Genomic DNA, 13,090 nt, shown 5'->3' with positions numbered 1-13,090 from the left:
TAAAGTCGACGGACGGACAGGAGGGGATGGAACGGTGCCGACGGGGGTCGCTCTCCGCGACGCGCGGGAGCAGTTGTTCGCCGCCGCCGAGCGCGTCCTGCTCAGGGACGGGCCGAGCGCGCTGACCAGCCGGGCGGTCACCACCGAGGCGGGCTGCGCCAAGGGTGTGCTGCACCGGCACTTCGCCGACTTCGACGCCTTCCTCGCCGAGCTCGTGCTCGACCGCATCGCCAGGATCGACGCTCAGGCCGCCGCCCTGCGTCAGTCCGCCGGGACCGGCACCGTCGCCGGCAACCTGACCGCCGTGCTGACGGACCTGTTCGGCTCCGTCGCCGTGGCGGTCGTCGGCCTGATCATCTCCCGCGACGACCTGCGCGCCCGGCTGCGCCAGGCCAGGCCGGGCCCTGGCCTCCCGCTCCTGACGGAGGCCGCGGCCATGCTCGCCTCCTACCTCACGGCCGAGCGCGACCTGGGCCGCATCGCGCCGGACGCCGACGTCGACACGCTCGCTCCCACGCTGCTGGGAGCCTCACACCTGCTGTTCGCCGACCGGGACGGCGGCCCGCCGCAGGCCGACGCCGTCCACAAGATGGTGACCACGGTTATCGCCGGCGTCGTACGGAGCGAGTCGCGAGCGCAGGAAGCCGCCCCCTTCTACGCCAAGGTCACCGCGAACCGAGCTCGAACTCCCCGGCCCTGACGCCTGCGAGAAACGCGGCCCATGCGGGTAACGTGATCAGGCGTGACGAGCACGGACGACGGCGACCGCCTCATGCTGCGCCGCACCTTCACCGAGGACGCCGCCCTCTACGACCGGATGCGGCCCGGCTACCCCGCCGCGATGTACGAGCACATCCCCCGGGCCGGCCGGGTGCTGGAGATCGGCTGCGGCACCGGCCAGGCCACGGCGGCCCTCGCCGCGCGCGGCTGCCAGGTCACGGCGGTGGAGCTGGGGACCGAGATGGCTGCGCTCGCCCGCCGCAAGCTCGCCCGATTCCCCAACGTCGAAGTCGTCAACGCGGCCTTCGAGGAATGGCCGCTGCCGCAGGAGCCGTTCGACGTCGTCTTCGCCGCCACCAGCTTCCACTGGCTCGACCCCCGGACGCGGGTGGGCAGGTCGGCCGACGCGCTGCGGCCGGGCGGCCTGCTGGCCGTCGTCTCCACCGAGCACGTCGCCGGGGGCAGCACGGAGTTCTTCGCGGAGGCCCAGCGCTGTTACGAGCGGTGGGACCCCGCCACGCCGCCCGACCTGCGGTTGAAACCTGGGAGCGACATTCCGTACGACAGCGGCGAAATCGACGCCTCCGGTCGCTTCGGGCCGGTGCGGTTCCACCGTTACGAGTGGGATCACGCCTACACGACGCGCGAGTATCTCGACCTGCTCAGCACGTATTCCAACCACCGGGCGTTGCCCGCCGAGGCTCTCGCGGGGCTGCTCGGCTGCATCGCGGCACTGATCGACGGCCAGTACGGCGGGCGCATCGTGAAGCGCTACCTCACCCAGCTCGCGCTGGCCGAAAGACTCGGCTGACGGGTCAGCCCAGCAGCGGCGCGAGCGCCGTCTCCAGATCCGGCACGCCGGTGAAGAGGACGGCCGTCATGCCGAGCGCCCTGGCCGCTTCGACGTTCTCCGTCCGGTCGTCGACGAACAGGCACCGCTGGAGCGGGACACCCGCGCGCTCGGCGGCGATCTGGTAGATGCGGGCGTCGGGCTTGCCCACTCCCACCCTTGCGCTGCTGACCACCTCGTCGGCGAAGTGGCTCAGGCCCAGCCAGGCGAGGTCGTCCTCCAGATCCAGCGTCGCGTTCGTGACCAGCACGACGGGCACGTGCGCCTGGGCCCGGCGCAGCAGGCCGAGCACGTCCTCGTCCACCCGGGCGGGCGCCTTGACGAACGCCGTGACCAGCGCGCGGGCCTGCTCCCGCGGCACCTCAAGGGCCAGGGCGGCCTCGGCCGCCTCCATCCACTGCTCGACGGTGATCTGCCCCAGCAGCGCCGGCCCGTCCACCCCGGGCGCGAAGACGACCTTGGCCGTGGTGCCCTCGGCCAGGCCCACGGCTCGTTCCAGCTCGGTCAGCTCCGTCTGGTCGTAGAAGCGGATGACACCGTCGAAGTCGCACAGCACCGCGTCGTACGGCCGGGGGATCGTCACCGCCCATGCATACCACGCGTGGCCACCTCCCCGAATGACATGATCGGCGGGTGACGGTCAGACGGCTGCCCCTCCTCGTCCTGTGCGCGATGCTGTGCGGGGTCCGTCTACCTGGTCGGCAGGGCCGGCGACCGCCTCGTCTCCGTCCTGGGGAGCACGGCGGACGCCACCGTGGTGAACGAGATCGGCGCCCGGGCGCTGCTCCGCGCGGGCGCGACGGGGAAGGCCACACCCTCGGCCGTCACGCACGAGGACTCGGACCAGCTTCGAGTCCCGGCTCCTGATGGCCGGGGACGGCTGCTCCGGCGAGCGTACGGTGCCGGTGGAGGTGCGGCTGCCCGAGCCGCTCGGCGAGCGCGACGTGGTCGTCAACCTCGACCAGCTCTACACCCCGGACCGGCCGGGCCTGCTGCGCCGCTGCGGCGAGTTCGGCTGTCACCCGGCGCCGACGGGCTGCACCTCCGACTCCTACCACCAGGCCGCCAGGGACGCGGACGCCCCGCAGCACAGTTGACCCGGCCGCCTCCGCGGCCGGGAGACAGCGCGTCAGCGCAGCATGTCGAGGGACCGGGCGGTGCCGAGGGAGTCGTCGGCCGCCGTGTGCCGTGGCTCGGCCTCTCCGCGCAGCACCTCGTGGATGTGGCGGATGCCCCAGGAGAACGCCGTCCCCTCGCCCGGCTCGTGCCGGGCGACCAGGCGTCCCTCGCGCCACACTTCGAGCACGTCGTGCGGCTCGGGATGGAACGGGTTGGTCAGCCGGATCTCCCCGCCGGTGCCGACCAGGCGGCTGTACGTCGTGAACGGCAGGTCGAAGCCGCAGCTCAGCATCAGCCGGCCGGGATCGAACTCGAGCACGCCGGCGGTCTCGATGTCCACCCCCGCCTCGCCCTTGACCGCGACGGCATGGCCGGCGACGGCGTCACCGCCGAACAGCAGCTGCGCGAGCCGTACGGGGTAGCAGCCCACGTCGTAGAGCGCGCCGCCGCCGAGGGCCGCGTCGAGCCGGATGTTCTCGGTGCCCGCCATCGTGAAGTGGAAGGACGACCAGACCTCCCGCAGTTCGCCGATCGCGCCCTCGGCCAGCAGGCCGCGCAGCCGCGCCGTCTGCGGGTGGAACGGGAAGACGAACGCCTCCCACAGCGGCCGGGCCGAGCGGCGCGCCACCTCGATGACGTTCTCGGCCTCCGCGGCGGTGAGGCACAGCGGCTTCTCGCACAGGACCGCCTTGCCCGCTTCCAGGGCGGCGATCGTCCACCGCGCGTGCAGGGCGTTCGGCAGCGGGATGTAGACCGCGTCGATCGACGGGTCCTCGATGACGGCCTCGTATCCGCGCACGGCCCCGGCGACGCCGTTCCGCGCGGCGAACTCCTCGGCCCGGGACAGGTCACGGCCCGCCACCACGGCGGCCGTACCCCCGCCGGCCTCGCGCAACGCGGGCAGGAACGCCCGCGCGGCGATGCCCGCCGTTCCGAGGATCCCCCACCGGACAGCCCCACTCATACGGAACTCACTCCTTGCCGCCATTTCACAACCATTGGGGAATACGTGCGGGACCGTAGCACAGCGCCGCCGATGACAACTTTTGCCACGGGAGTCCGATATCGGGCAGCTCATGGGGGTAGGTGACCCGCCGATCCCGACCAGGACGCGACGCGAGCGGACGGGGGATGCGCGATGAGCGAGGAAGCATGGCGGTTCACCCATCTGCCGAGCGACCGGGCGCCCGGGCCCGACTACTCGGGGCCCGGAGTCGAAGCCGAGCTCACCGGGCGGATGCCCGAGAGCCGCCCCGCCGAGCGGCCCGAGCGACCCGAACGCGGCGGCGAATCGTATGACGATCTCTATACGGCCCGGGCCTCGTCCGCCCTCGGCAAGGTGGCGTCGGACGACGGCATGCTCGACGTCCCCATCAAGGCGCCGGGGGAACTCGGCGGCCCCGGCGGGGCGACCAACCCGGAGCAACTGCTCGCCGCGGCCTACGCCTCCTGCTTCCACAACTCGCTCACGCTGGTCGCCGACAGGCAGGGCGTCCGCACCGCCGACGCCACCGTGGACACGGCCGTCACGCTGCGCAAGCGCGGCGCCGCCGACGACTACACGATCGCCACCGACCTGACCGTACGCCTCCCGGGGGTCGAGCCCGAGGCGGCCCGCAGGCTGGTGGAGCAGGCCCACGGAGAGTGCCCGTACTCGCGGGCCTTCATGCAGGGCGCCGAGGTGCACGTCCACCTCGCCTGACCGCCGGCGCCCGCCCCGGACAGGCCGGGACGGGCGCTTCGAGCGGGGCGCGGGCGCCCTAGATCTTCTGCCACAGCGCGGGGACGTTCGGCGGCTCCCAGCCCACGATCGCCGTGTGGGCCTGGATGCACCGGTACGTCGCCCCACCGTAGGTGACCTGGTCGCCGGCCTTGTACGCCGTACCGGCGGCCCAGGTGCCACCGGAAACGGTCGGCGTGGGAGTCGGGCTGGGAGTACGCGTCGGCGACGGGGAGGCAGTAGGCGTGGGGCTCGGGCTGGGAGTACGCGTCGGCGACGGGGAGGCAGTAGGCGTGGGGCTCGGGCTGGGGCTGGGCGTCCCGCCCCCGCCGATCTGGAGGTCGACGCAGGCGTAGAACGCGTTGGCGGTGTCGGCCACGTTCCAGATCGCGAGCACCTTCTGCCGGCCCGTGTATCCGCTCAGGTTCACGGTGTGGCTGAGTGTGGCAGGGGGTTGCGCCCCGTGATCGTCGAAGACGGCGACCCGGGTGCCTCCGATGTAGTACTCCCACGTGCTGGTCGAGTGGCGGGCGGTCAGCGTCCAGGTGAAGGTGACGGTGCTGCCGACGCTGGTGGCCGGCCAGGACTTGCTCTCGTCGTCGAGCTGGGCGAAGCGGGCGTTGCCGCCGCTGCAACTGCGCAGCCCCTTGGGTCCTTCCACGCTCTGGGGCTCGTAGATGATGTCGCCGCAGTTGGGGACGCGGCCCTGGGCGCACATCGCCTGGCGGCTCGGGGGCGACGAGATGTACCCGTGCGCCTGAGCCGGTGAGGCGATGAACACCGTGGCGCCGATGGCGATCGTCGCCGTCGCGAGGAAGGTCAGCATCCTTCGCATGTGTGCTCCTCACTGCTGGGGGGTGGCGCAAATATAAAGGAAAGTTTCCTAACAATGAAGGCCCAATAACTGCGACGGCCAGGGACCCGAGGCGGGATCGGTCCAGCACGGCGCCTGGGCCTTGGCGGGGCCCCCGAGCGGCTTCCGGCATGTCCTCGTGGTGCACTGAGTCCAGGGGGATGTGCGCCATGCCGCAGCGTTCGTCGATCACGACCCGGCCGGCACCGGCTCACGGTGTCGCCGTCGCGGTGCTGTGCCTGGCGGCGACGTCGATCCCGCTGACCGCCGTCCGCCTGCCGGCCGACGACCTGGCCCCGCACGACGACCGGGTGCTCCACGCGCTCGAACCCGGGCCGGAGATGCCGGTGTACGCGCACCCGGCGCTGCTCCTGCTGCTGTTCTGCGGGGCGATCCTGCTGGCCGGGGCGATCACGTATCTCGGCTTCCGCCTCACCGGCGGCGCGATCCGGCCGGTGCCCGCGCCCCGGGCCGAGCGGGAGGAGACCGAGTCGGCCGGCCCCCACCCGGCGGCCCCGGCGTACGACGAGATCGACGGCCTGGCCCCCGGTGTGAACCGTACGCTCGGGCGGCTGGAGGAGGCGCTGGAGCGCCAGCGCCGTTTCAGTTCCGACGCCTCCCATGAGCTGCGCACCCCGCTGACCGCCATGCGGGCCCAGATCGAGGACGCGCTCCAGGCGCCGCAGGAGACCGACGTGGTCACCCTGGCCAGGGCGCTGCTCCCGAGCCTCGACCGGCTGCAGCGGATCGCGACGGACCTGCTGGCGCTGTCGCGGCTGGAGAGCGAAGCGCTCCCCATCAGGCGGCAGCGGGTGGATCTCGGGAGGCTGGCCGAAGGCGAACTGCAGATGTCGCCGGGCATGAAGCGGATGGTCCCCCGGCTGGGCCCGGACGTCGTCGTGCTGGGAGACCCCCACTCGCTCGGCAGCCTCATCAGCAACCTTCTCGGCAACGCGCAGCGGCACGCCGTCAGCACCGTCACGGTCACCGTACGGCGCGAACCGCGAAGACCCGGCGGGCCGCCCGATGGAACGGCCGTGCTCGAAGTGGCCGACGACGGCCCCGGAATCCCACGCGACCAGCGGGAGAAGATCTTCCAGCGGTTCACGCGGCTCGACTCGGCTCGCAGCAGGGACGCGGGAGGAGCCGGGCTCGGACTGCCCATCGCCCGCCAGATCGCCGAGAACCACGGCGGCCGGCTGACCATCGAGGACAGCGCCGAGGGGGCGCGTTTCGTGCTGCGGCTGCCACTTGCCCCCGCCCCCGCTCCCTGAGCGGAACCTCGCCGCGGGCGCGACAGGCCGCCGCGGGGTCCACGCGGGCGCGTACGGGTCGTGCGGGCGGGGTTCCGGCTGGGTTCCGGCGGGTTCCGGCGGGGTTCCGGCGGGGGAAGGAACCGGGACGCGTTGACATGAGCCGCTCGTCACCTACACTCACACGCGTGAACGATCGTTCAAGTGTTGTGGATCTCGTGACGGCCGACTCCTGCGCGCTCCCGGTGGTGGACGCGAGCCGGGTGGAGAGCGTCCGGCGGACGATGCCGGCCCCGGAGTCGGTGGAGGACCTGGCGCAGGTCTTCGGCCTCCTGGCCGATCCCGGACGGTTGCGGCTGATCGCTGCACTGTTGGAGGGCGGCGAGATGTGCGTGTGCGATCTCGCGGCGGCGACCGGCCACAGCATGTCCGCCGCGTCCCACGCCCTGCGCCTGCTCCGCGTCCACAACGTGGTGAAGGTGCGGCGCGCGGGAAGGATGGCCTACTACCGCCTCGCGGACTCGCACGTACGCATGCTGTTCGACCTGGCGATCACGCACATCGGACATGAGGAGCAGGACCGGGACGATGGGTGAGACCGGCAAGGGGCACGGGCACCGCACCGGGACGGGCGACGACCGTGCGCACGGGCGTGGACATGGTCACGGGCATGGGCATGGGCATGGCCACGGTCACGCGGTCAGCGCCGAGGCCGACCGGCGGCTGCTGACCGGCGCGCTGGCGCTCATCCTCGGCTTCATGGCGGTCGAGGTCGTCATCGGTGTCATCGCGCACTCCCTCGCCCTGGTCTCCGACGCCGGGCACATGCTCACCGACGCCATCGCCATCGCCTTCGCGATCATCGCGATGCGGATCGCCGCCCGCCCGCCCCAAGGCGGCTTCACCTACGGCCTCAAACGCGCCGAGATCATCAGCGCCCAGATCAACGGCATCACCCTGCTGCTGCTCAGCGTCTACTTCGTCTACGAGGGCATTCGCCGCCTGATCGAACCCCCCGAGGTCGAAGGCGTCTACGTCGTCGCCACCGGCATCGCCGGAATCGCCGTCAACCTCGCCGCCACCTGGCTGCTGAACAAGGCCAACCGCGCCAGCCTCAACGTCGAGGGCGCCTTCCAGCACATCCTCAACGACCTGTTCGCCTTCATCGCCACCACCGCCGCCGGCGCGGTGATCTGGCTGACCGGCTGGGGGCGCGCCGACGCCCTGGCCGCCCTGGTCGTGGCCGCCCTGATGCTCAAGGCCGGCTGGGACCTGGTCCGCGAGTCCGGCCGGGTCTTCATGGAGGCCGCCCCCGCCGGAATGAACCCCGCCGAGATCGGCCGCAAGGCCGCCGCCCTGGAACACGTCGTCGAAGTGCACGACCTGCACATCTGGGAGGTCACCAGCGGCTACCCCGCCATGTCCGCCCACATCCTGGTCACCCCCGGCGCCGACTGCCACGCCGTACGGCAGGCGGCACAGCGAATGGTCCACGACGAGTACGGCATCGACCACACCACACTCCAGGTCGACCACGCCCCGCCGGAGCTCCTCGCGATCGGCGAAACGGCGGTAGAGGCGGCCGAACCGCATTGTGCCGACGCGCACGGCCCCGCGCACGTCAACGGGCGGACACGATCCGGGGACGACCGCCGGTCGCAGGGCTGCGCCGTCCGCCGATACATCAGGTTCCCCCGCGCCGACCGCCTCTCCGACCGCCCCTCCTGACCGTCATCGGCGGCCCACTGCCGGGCAGGTGGGGGCCGAGCACCGTTGGCCCACCTTTTGTTCGCTAGAGCATCGCTATAGTCATTCCTCGTCGGGCAGGAGTTGCCGGACGAGTGCGTCGAAGGCCCACTCGCGCCACTCTTCCGGGCTCCAGCCGCGTTGCAGGACGAGCAGGTGGTAGATCTCCGGCGCGAGCACGGCCAGCAGGACGTCGGCGGCGCGGGCGACGGTCGTCCCGCCCCGCAGAGCGGTCTTGGCCGCCAGAGCGCCCGCGAACGCGGTCATCACGGTGTGGCGCTGGGACACGGTCGTCTGCCACAGCTCGGCGATCTCCGGATCGGCCGCGGCGGCCGAGCGCAGCACCTCGACGACGGGCACGACCCGCTCGTGGATCCGCGCGGTGGCGTCCACGTGCCGCCTGAGCTGCTCCATGGGCGGCGCTGCCATGACCTCGGCCGCCCAGGGCCGGTCCAGCGTGGCCACCGGCTCGGTGTCGCCGGCCACCGCGACGTCCAGGACCTCCTTGAGGATCGCCCGTTTCGTCGCGAACGTGAAGTAGAGCGTCTGCACGGCCACCCCCGCCTCCTGGGCGATGGCCTGCATGGTCGTGGCGGCGTACCCGCGCTCCACGAACAGCGCGCGCGCCGCGTCGAGCATCCGGGCCCGGGTGGCCGCCGCCTTCGCCGCCCGCACCCCCGTTCCCCGTGCCTCCGCCTGCCGCCTGGATGCCGCCATGTCCCTCGCCTCAGTTGACTAGAGCACCACTTTAGCGGAATATCACTGGAGTCTCACTCTAGTGAAATGAGGTGACCGATGCCGGAGAAAGGCGTCCTGATGGGGCGGGGAGCGGCGCTGCTGCTGATCACCGCCGTCGAGTTGGTGGTCTTCCTGGACCTCGCCGTGGTCAACATCGCCCTACCCGCCATCGGCGCCGACCTGGGGCTGGACGAGGCCGGGCTGGCCTGGGTGACCAACGCCTACCTGCTCGCGTTCGGCGGGTTCATGCTCGTGGGCGGCAGGGCGACCGACCTGCTGGGGCCGCGCCGGGTCTTCGGCGCGGGGCTGGCGGTCTTCACCCTAGCCTCGGCCGTGGCCGGGTTCGCGCCCTGGGCGTGGCTGCTCATAGCCGCACGTGCCCTGCAGGGGCTCGGCGCCGCCGTCGTGGTGCCGGCCCAGATCTCCCTGCTCACCGCCACGTTCACCACACCGGCCGCGCACCGGCGCGCATTCGGTGTCTGGAGCGCGATGGGGGCGTCCGGCGCGGCGATCGGCACGGCCTCGGGCGGCCTGCTCACGCAGGCCCTGGGCTGGCCCTCGATCTTCCTGATCAACCTGCCGGTCGGCGTCGTGGCGCTGGTGTTCATGCGCCGGGTGCTCCCGGCCGACCCACCCCGCCTCCCGGCGTCCCCGGGCTCGCGCGGCGGGCTCGACCTGCCCGGCGCGCTGACGGGCACGGCGGCGCTGCTGCTGATCGGCTACGCCCTCGGCGCCCTCGCCGACCCGGGCACCCGGCTGCGCGCGTGGGTCCTGCTGGCCGCCGGCCTGGTCCTCCTCGGGGTGTTCGTGGCGATCGAGGCACGCGCCGAGCGTCCGCTGATGCCCCTGCGCCTGTTCCGGATCCGCCAGGTGAGCGGCTCCGCCGTGGTCAACACGCTGGTGGGCGCCGCCCACGTGCCGGCGTTCGCCCTGCTGTCGCTCTACCTCCAGGAGACTCAGGGTTACCGCCCGACGGAGTCGGGGCTGGCCGTCCTGCCGGTCGCGGCGGCCGGTCTGGCCGCCTCGCGGGTCCTCATCCCCGGCCTGCTCAAGCGCCTCGGCGCGCGGGGCGTCCTCGCGATGGGACTCGGCCTGCAGGCCGTGGCGCTGGCCTGGTTCGCCCGGCTGCCCGGCGAGGTGACGTACGCGATCGACGTGCTGCCCGCCGGACTCGTCCTCGGCGTCGGCATGCCCGCCGCCTTCGTCGGCGTGACGGTCCCCGCCGTGACCGCGGTGGCCAAGGCCGACACCGGAATCGCCGCGGGGATCGTCAACACCGCGCAGCGCATCGGCTCGGGCCTCGGCGTCACCGCCCTGCTGCTGCTCGCGTCGACGGTCGGTTCCGGGGGCGCGGCGGATCCCCGGACGGCCCTCATCGGGGGGCTGCGCGCGGGCTTCGGGGGGGCCGCCCTCCTGGCCGCGGTGGGGTGCCTGCTCACGCTGACCCTCCTGCGGCCGAACCCGTCTCCCGAGACGCGGGCGGAGGAGAGGGACACGGCGGGCGTGAGCGGCTGACCGGCTCTGTTTGCCGTACGACCTCAGGGGTATCAGGCGCGCATGTTCGCCCCGTCTGACCTGGATGTACTCGTGCCCACGAAGGACCGCCCGGGCGCGCTGGCCGTCACGTTGGCGGGCCTCGCGGCGCAGACCCTGTCCGGGTTCCGCGTCGTGATCTCGGACCAGTCGCACGAGCCGGTCGCCGGCGACCCGCTGGTGGCGGCGCAGCTGCGGATCCTCGGCCACCGCGACAGGCAGGTGGCCGTCCACCGCCACCTGCCCCCGCGGGGCATGGCCGAGCAACGCGCGTTCCTGCTCGGCCATGCCGAGCGGCGGCTGGTGCTCTACCTGGACGACGACGTATGGCTGGAGCCGGAGGCGATCGAGGTCCTGCTGTCCGCGATCGGCGACCTGCGCTGCGGCTTCGTCGGCTACGCCGTGCACGGCCTGTCCTACCGCGACGACGTACGCCCCGCCGAGCTCGCGCCGTACGAGGAGTGGACGGACGGCGTGCGGCCCGAGCGGGTGCGCCGGGAGTCGCCGGCCTGGCAGCGCCACACCCTGCACAACGCCGCCAACCCGCTGCATCTCGCGCGCGAACACCTCGGCTCGCCGGGTCCCCGGGAGTGGCGGCCGTACAAGGTGGCCTGGATCGGCGGCTGCGTGCTGTACGACCGGGAGCGGCTGCTGGAGTGCGGCGGCTTCGGCTTCTGGCGGTCGGTGCCGCCCCGGCACGCGGGTGAGGACGTCGTGGCGCAGCTGCGCGTCATGGAGAGGTACGGCGGCGCGGGCCTGCTGCCGAGCCGCGCCTACCACCTGGAGCTGCCCACGACGGTCACCGACCGCAGGGCCGAGTGCTACGACTACGTGTTCGAGGCGGCATGGGCGCGCTGATCGAGGGCGTGCGCCGCATCGCGGTGCTGCGGGCCAACGCCCTGGGCGACCTGGTCCTCGCGATGCCCGCCCTGGAGGCGCTCCGCCGGGCCTACCCGGAGGCCCGGCTGACCCTCCTCGGCATCTCCTGGCACGCCCGGTTCCTGGACGGCAGGCCGGGACCGGTCGACGACGTCATCGCCCTGCCGCCGATCTCCGGGGTGTCGTCGGCGGACGGCGGCCACGAGGCTCCGGAGAGCCTGTTCGAGGAGCTGCGCGAGCACCGGTTCGACCTCGCCGTGCAGATCCACGGCGGCGGGCGCAACTCCAACCCCTTCGTCAAGGCGATCGGCGCCCGGGTGACGGCCGGCCTGTGCACGCCGGACGCCGAACGGCTCGACCTGTGGGTGCCGTATGTCTACTACCAGCACGAGACGCTGCGCTACCTGGAGGTGACCGCGCTGGTCGGCGGGACGGCCGAGACGTACGAGCCGAGGATCGCGGTGACCGACGCCGACCGCGCCGAACTCGCCCGCGTGTACGGCGAGCCGCCGCGCGGCCTGGTCGCGCTGCATCCGGGGGCGAGCGACCCACGGCGGCGCTGGCCGGCGCGCGCCTTCGCGGAGGCGGCCGACCGGCTCGGCCGCCCGGTCGTGATCACCGGTATCGAGACGGAACGGGAGGTGGTCGAGAAGGTCGCGGCGGCGATGCGGCGGCCCGCCGTCACGGCGGTCGGCACGCTCGGCATCGGCGGCCTCGCCGCGCTGTACGAGCGGTGCGACCTGGTCATCTCCAACGACACCGGCCCCCGCCACCTCGCCGCGGCGGTCGGGACGGCCACCGTCGGCGTCTTCTGGTGCGGCAACCTCATCAACGCCGGGCCCCTCACCCGCGCCCTCCACCGGCCGCTGGTCTCCTGGACCGCGCGGTGCCCGGTCTGCGGCGTCAGCGGGCACGACCCCCGGGCGGAGCGGTGCCCGCACGACGAGTCGTGGGTGGCCGAGGTCCCGGTCGACGGCGTCGTCGAACAGGCCGAAGACCTGCTCCGGTGCCGCGGCGGGACATGACCGTTCGGGGCGCGTGCGGGGAGCACCAGCGGAGTGCAAGGTTCCTCCAAGTGGAGAACCCTAGGGTCGGCGGACATGGGAAAGAACCTCGTCATCGGCGGACTGCTGGCGTTCGCGATCGCCGGGAGCCTGCCGGCCGCTTCGGCCCACGCCACCGCTGGGAGCCACACCGCCGCGGCCGGGTCGCGGGCGGCGGCGCCGCTGATCCACTGGGGACCGGTGCAGTCCCGGAGCGGGCACCGTGGATACGCCAAGGCCGATGTGTGGATCACCCGCTTCACCGCGGAGACGTTCGTCGTCTCGGGCACGCTGTACGACCGCGACGCGCACGGCGGGCACTGCGCCTACGTGCGGGCCCGTTTCCACTACGTCGGCGGGGGCACCGGATGGGCCCAGCCGCGGACGACCTGCGCGTCCGGCAGCCCCTTCCGGCTGTCGTCCGACGGCCAGATCAAGCGGGTGGACGTCAAGGTCTGCGTGCTTGACCGGCCGCGCCGTACGACCCTGAACTGTTACGCCGACGCCATCACCCCGGCCGTTATCGCAAACTGGCCGCAATGACCATACTCCCCTCGCGGTAGCGGCGTACGACGCTGATCCCGCGGCGGTAGGCCCGAGAGCCTCCCCGCGTGCGACGACACCGGCGGCCCCGGC

The 13,090-nt window shown here is 72.9% G+C and carries 15 protein-coding genes; 11 read left to right on the top strand and 4 right to left on the bottom strand.

The window, feature by feature from the left end:
* Nucleotides 1-34 precede the first annotated feature (34 nt).
* The gene (locus tag ACQEVJ_RS03880; protein ID WP_433097223.1) at nt 35-700 is read left to right on the top strand and encodes a TetR/AcrR family transcriptional regulator; all 666 of its coding nucleotides are present in this window, start codon (nt 35-37) and stop codon (nt 698-700) included.
* Nucleotides 701-742: 42 nt separating this feature from the next.
* Complete coding sequence (locus tag ACQEVJ_RS03875) at nt 743-1,531, top strand: class I SAM-dependent methyltransferase (RefSeq protein WP_433097221.1); 789 nt, start codon at nt 743-745, stop codon at nt 1,529-1,531.
* Nucleotides 1,532-1,535: 4 nt separating this feature from the next.
* On the opposite strand, the gene ACQEVJ_RS03870 is transcribed toward ACQEVJ_RS03875, so the two are convergent.
* Nucleotides 1,536-2,153 (bottom strand): HAD-IA family hydrolase, encoded by a 618-nt coding sequence (locus ACQEVJ_RS03870; RefSeq protein ID WP_433097219.1) that lies wholly within the window; start codon nt 2,151-2,153, stop codon nt 1,536-1,538.
* 283 nt (nt 2,154-2,436) lie between these two features.
* On the opposite strand from ACQEVJ_RS03870, the gene ACQEVJ_RS03865 reads away from it, so the two are divergent.
* A complete protein-coding gene (locus tag ACQEVJ_RS03865) occupies nt 2,437-2,667 on the top strand; it encodes a hypothetical protein (RefSeq protein ID WP_433097217.1) in 231 nt (76 codons plus the stop codon).
* Nucleotides 2,668-2,699: 32 nt separating this feature from the next.
* Here ACQEVJ_RS03865 and ACQEVJ_RS03860 read toward each other — a convergent pair whose 3' ends face one another.
* Nucleotides 2,700-3,653, bottom strand: a complete 954-nt coding sequence (locus ACQEVJ_RS03860; RefSeq protein WP_433097215.1) for a Gfo/Idh/MocA family protein — start codon at nt 3,651-3,653, stop codon at nt 2,700-2,702.
* Between the two features lie 174 nt (nt 3,654-3,827).
* Here ACQEVJ_RS03860 and ACQEVJ_RS03855 point away from each other — a divergent pair, with 174 nt between their 5' ends.
* Nucleotides 3,828-4,391: an Ohr family peroxiredoxin gene (locus ACQEVJ_RS03855; RefSeq protein ID WP_433097213.1), complete on the top strand. Its 564-nt coding sequence runs from the start codon at nt 3,828-3,830 to the stop codon at nt 4,389-4,391.
* A 58-nt stretch (nt 4,392-4,449) separates the two neighbouring features.
* Here ACQEVJ_RS03855 and ACQEVJ_RS03850 read toward each other — a convergent pair whose 3' ends face one another.
* Nucleotides 4,450-5,244 (bottom strand): lytic polysaccharide monooxygenase, encoded by a 795-nt coding sequence (locus ACQEVJ_RS03850; protein ID WP_433097211.1) that lies wholly within the window; start codon nt 5,242-5,244, stop codon nt 4,450-4,452.
* 188 nt (nt 5,245-5,432) lie between these two features.
* Here ACQEVJ_RS03850 and ACQEVJ_RS03845 point away from each other — a divergent pair, with 188 nt between their 5' ends.
* From ACQEVJ_RS03845 to ACQEVJ_RS03835, 3 genes are all read left to right on the top strand, one after another.
* Entirely contained in the window at nt 5,433-6,536 is a 1,104-nt protein-coding gene (locus tag ACQEVJ_RS03845) for a sensor histidine kinase (RefSeq protein ID WP_433097209.1), read from the top strand.
* Nucleotides 6,537-6,703: 167 nt separating this feature from the next.
* Complete coding sequence (locus ACQEVJ_RS03840; RefSeq protein WP_433097207.1) at nt 6,704-7,111, top strand: ArsR/SmtB family transcription factor; 408 nt, start codon at nt 6,704-6,706, stop codon at nt 7,109-7,111.
* Entirely contained in the window at nt 7,104-8,243 is a 1,140-nt protein-coding gene (locus ACQEVJ_RS03835) for a cation diffusion facilitator family transporter (RefSeq protein WP_433097205.1), read from the top strand. Before ACQEVJ_RS03840 ends, ACQEVJ_RS03835 begins: the two co-directional genes overlap by 8 nt.
* 81 nt (nt 8,244-8,324) lie before the next feature.
* Here ACQEVJ_RS03835 and ACQEVJ_RS03830 read toward each other — a convergent pair whose 3' ends face one another.
* Complete coding sequence (locus ACQEVJ_RS03830) at nt 8,325-8,978, bottom strand: helix-turn-helix domain-containing protein (protein ID WP_433097203.1); 654 nt, start codon at nt 8,976-8,978, stop codon at nt 8,325-8,327.
* Nucleotides 8,979-9,056: 78 nt separating this feature from the next.
* Between ACQEVJ_RS03830 and ACQEVJ_RS03825 the strand changes: the two genes are divergently transcribed.
* The 4 genes from ACQEVJ_RS03825 to ACQEVJ_RS03810 all read left to right on the top strand — a co-directional run bounded on the left by ACQEVJ_RS03825 (nt 9,057) and on the right by ACQEVJ_RS03810 (nt 12,997).
* A complete protein-coding gene (locus ACQEVJ_RS03825) occupies nt 9,057-10,514 on the top strand; it encodes an MFS transporter (protein ID WP_433097201.1) in 1,458 nt (485 codons plus the stop codon).
* A gap of 42 nt (nt 10,515-10,556) precedes the next feature.
* Nucleotides 10,557-11,390, top strand: coding sequence for a glycosyltransferase family 2 protein (locus tag ACQEVJ_RS03820; RefSeq protein WP_433097199.1), 834 nt, complete (start codon nt 10,557-10,559; stop codon nt 11,388-11,390).
* Nucleotides 11,378-12,436, top strand: coding sequence for a glycosyltransferase family 9 protein (locus ACQEVJ_RS03815; protein WP_433097197.1), 1,059 nt, complete (start codon nt 11,378-11,380; stop codon nt 12,434-12,436). The genes ACQEVJ_RS03820 and ACQEVJ_RS03815 overlap by 13 nt, the downstream gene beginning before the upstream one ends.
* A gap of 75 nt (nt 12,437-12,511) precedes the next feature.
* A complete protein-coding gene (locus tag ACQEVJ_RS03810) occupies nt 12,512-12,997 on the top strand; it encodes a hypothetical protein (RefSeq protein ID WP_433097195.1) in 486 nt (161 codons plus the stop codon).
* Nucleotides 12,998-13,090 lie beyond the last annotated feature (93 nt).

The sequence above is a fragment of the Microbispora sp. CA-102843 genome, assembly GCF_050936215.1.
Lineage (GTDB): Bacteria > Actinomycetota > Actinomycetes > Streptosporangiales > Streptosporangiaceae > Microbispora.
The sequence above is the reverse complement of the archived record's forward strand: the minus strand, read 5'-3'. Positions and strand labels throughout refer to the sequence as shown.

Coding starts and splice junctions, on each gene's coding strand:
- ACQEVJ_RS03865 (WP_433097217.1), top strand. CDS start 2,437: ATGGCCGGGGACGGCTGCTCCGGCGAGCGTACGGTGCCGGTGGAGGTG.
- ACQEVJ_RS03835 (WP_433097205.1), top strand. CDS start 7,104: ATGGGTGAGACCGGCAAGGGGCACGGGCACCGCACCGGGACGGGCGAC.
- ACQEVJ_RS03845 (WP_433097209.1), top strand. CDS start 5,433: ATGCCGCAGCGTTCGTCGATCACGACCCGGCCGGCACCGGCTCACGGT.
- ACQEVJ_RS03860 (WP_433097215.1), bottom strand. CDS start 3,653: ATGAGTGGGGCTGTCCGGTGGGGGATCCTCGGAACGGCGGGCATCGCC.
- ACQEVJ_RS03855 (WP_433097213.1), top strand. CDS start 3,828: ATGAGCGAGGAAGCATGGCGGTTCACCCATCTGCCGAGCGACCGGGCG.
- ACQEVJ_RS03830 (WP_433097203.1), bottom strand. CDS start 8,978: ATGGCGGCATCCAGGCGGCAGGCGGAGGCACGGGGAACGGGGGTGCGG.
- ACQEVJ_RS03810 (WP_433097195.1), top strand. CDS start 12,512: ATGGGAAAGAACCTCGTCATCGGCGGACTGCTGGCGTTCGCGATCGCC.
- ACQEVJ_RS03820 (WP_433097199.1), top strand. CDS start 10,557: ATGTTCGCCCCGTCTGACCTGGATGTACTCGTGCCCACGAAGGACCGC.
- ACQEVJ_RS03815 (WP_433097197.1), top strand. CDS start 11,378: ATGGGCGCGCTGATCGAGGGCGTGCGCCGCATCGCGGTGCTGCGGGCC.
- ACQEVJ_RS03850 (WP_433097211.1), bottom strand. CDS start 5,244: ATGCGAAGGATGCTGACCTTCCTCGCGACGGCGACGATCGCCATCGGC.
- ACQEVJ_RS03825 (WP_433097201.1), top strand. CDS start 9,057: ATGCCGGAGAAAGGCGTCCTGATGGGGCGGGGAGCGGCGCTGCTGCTG.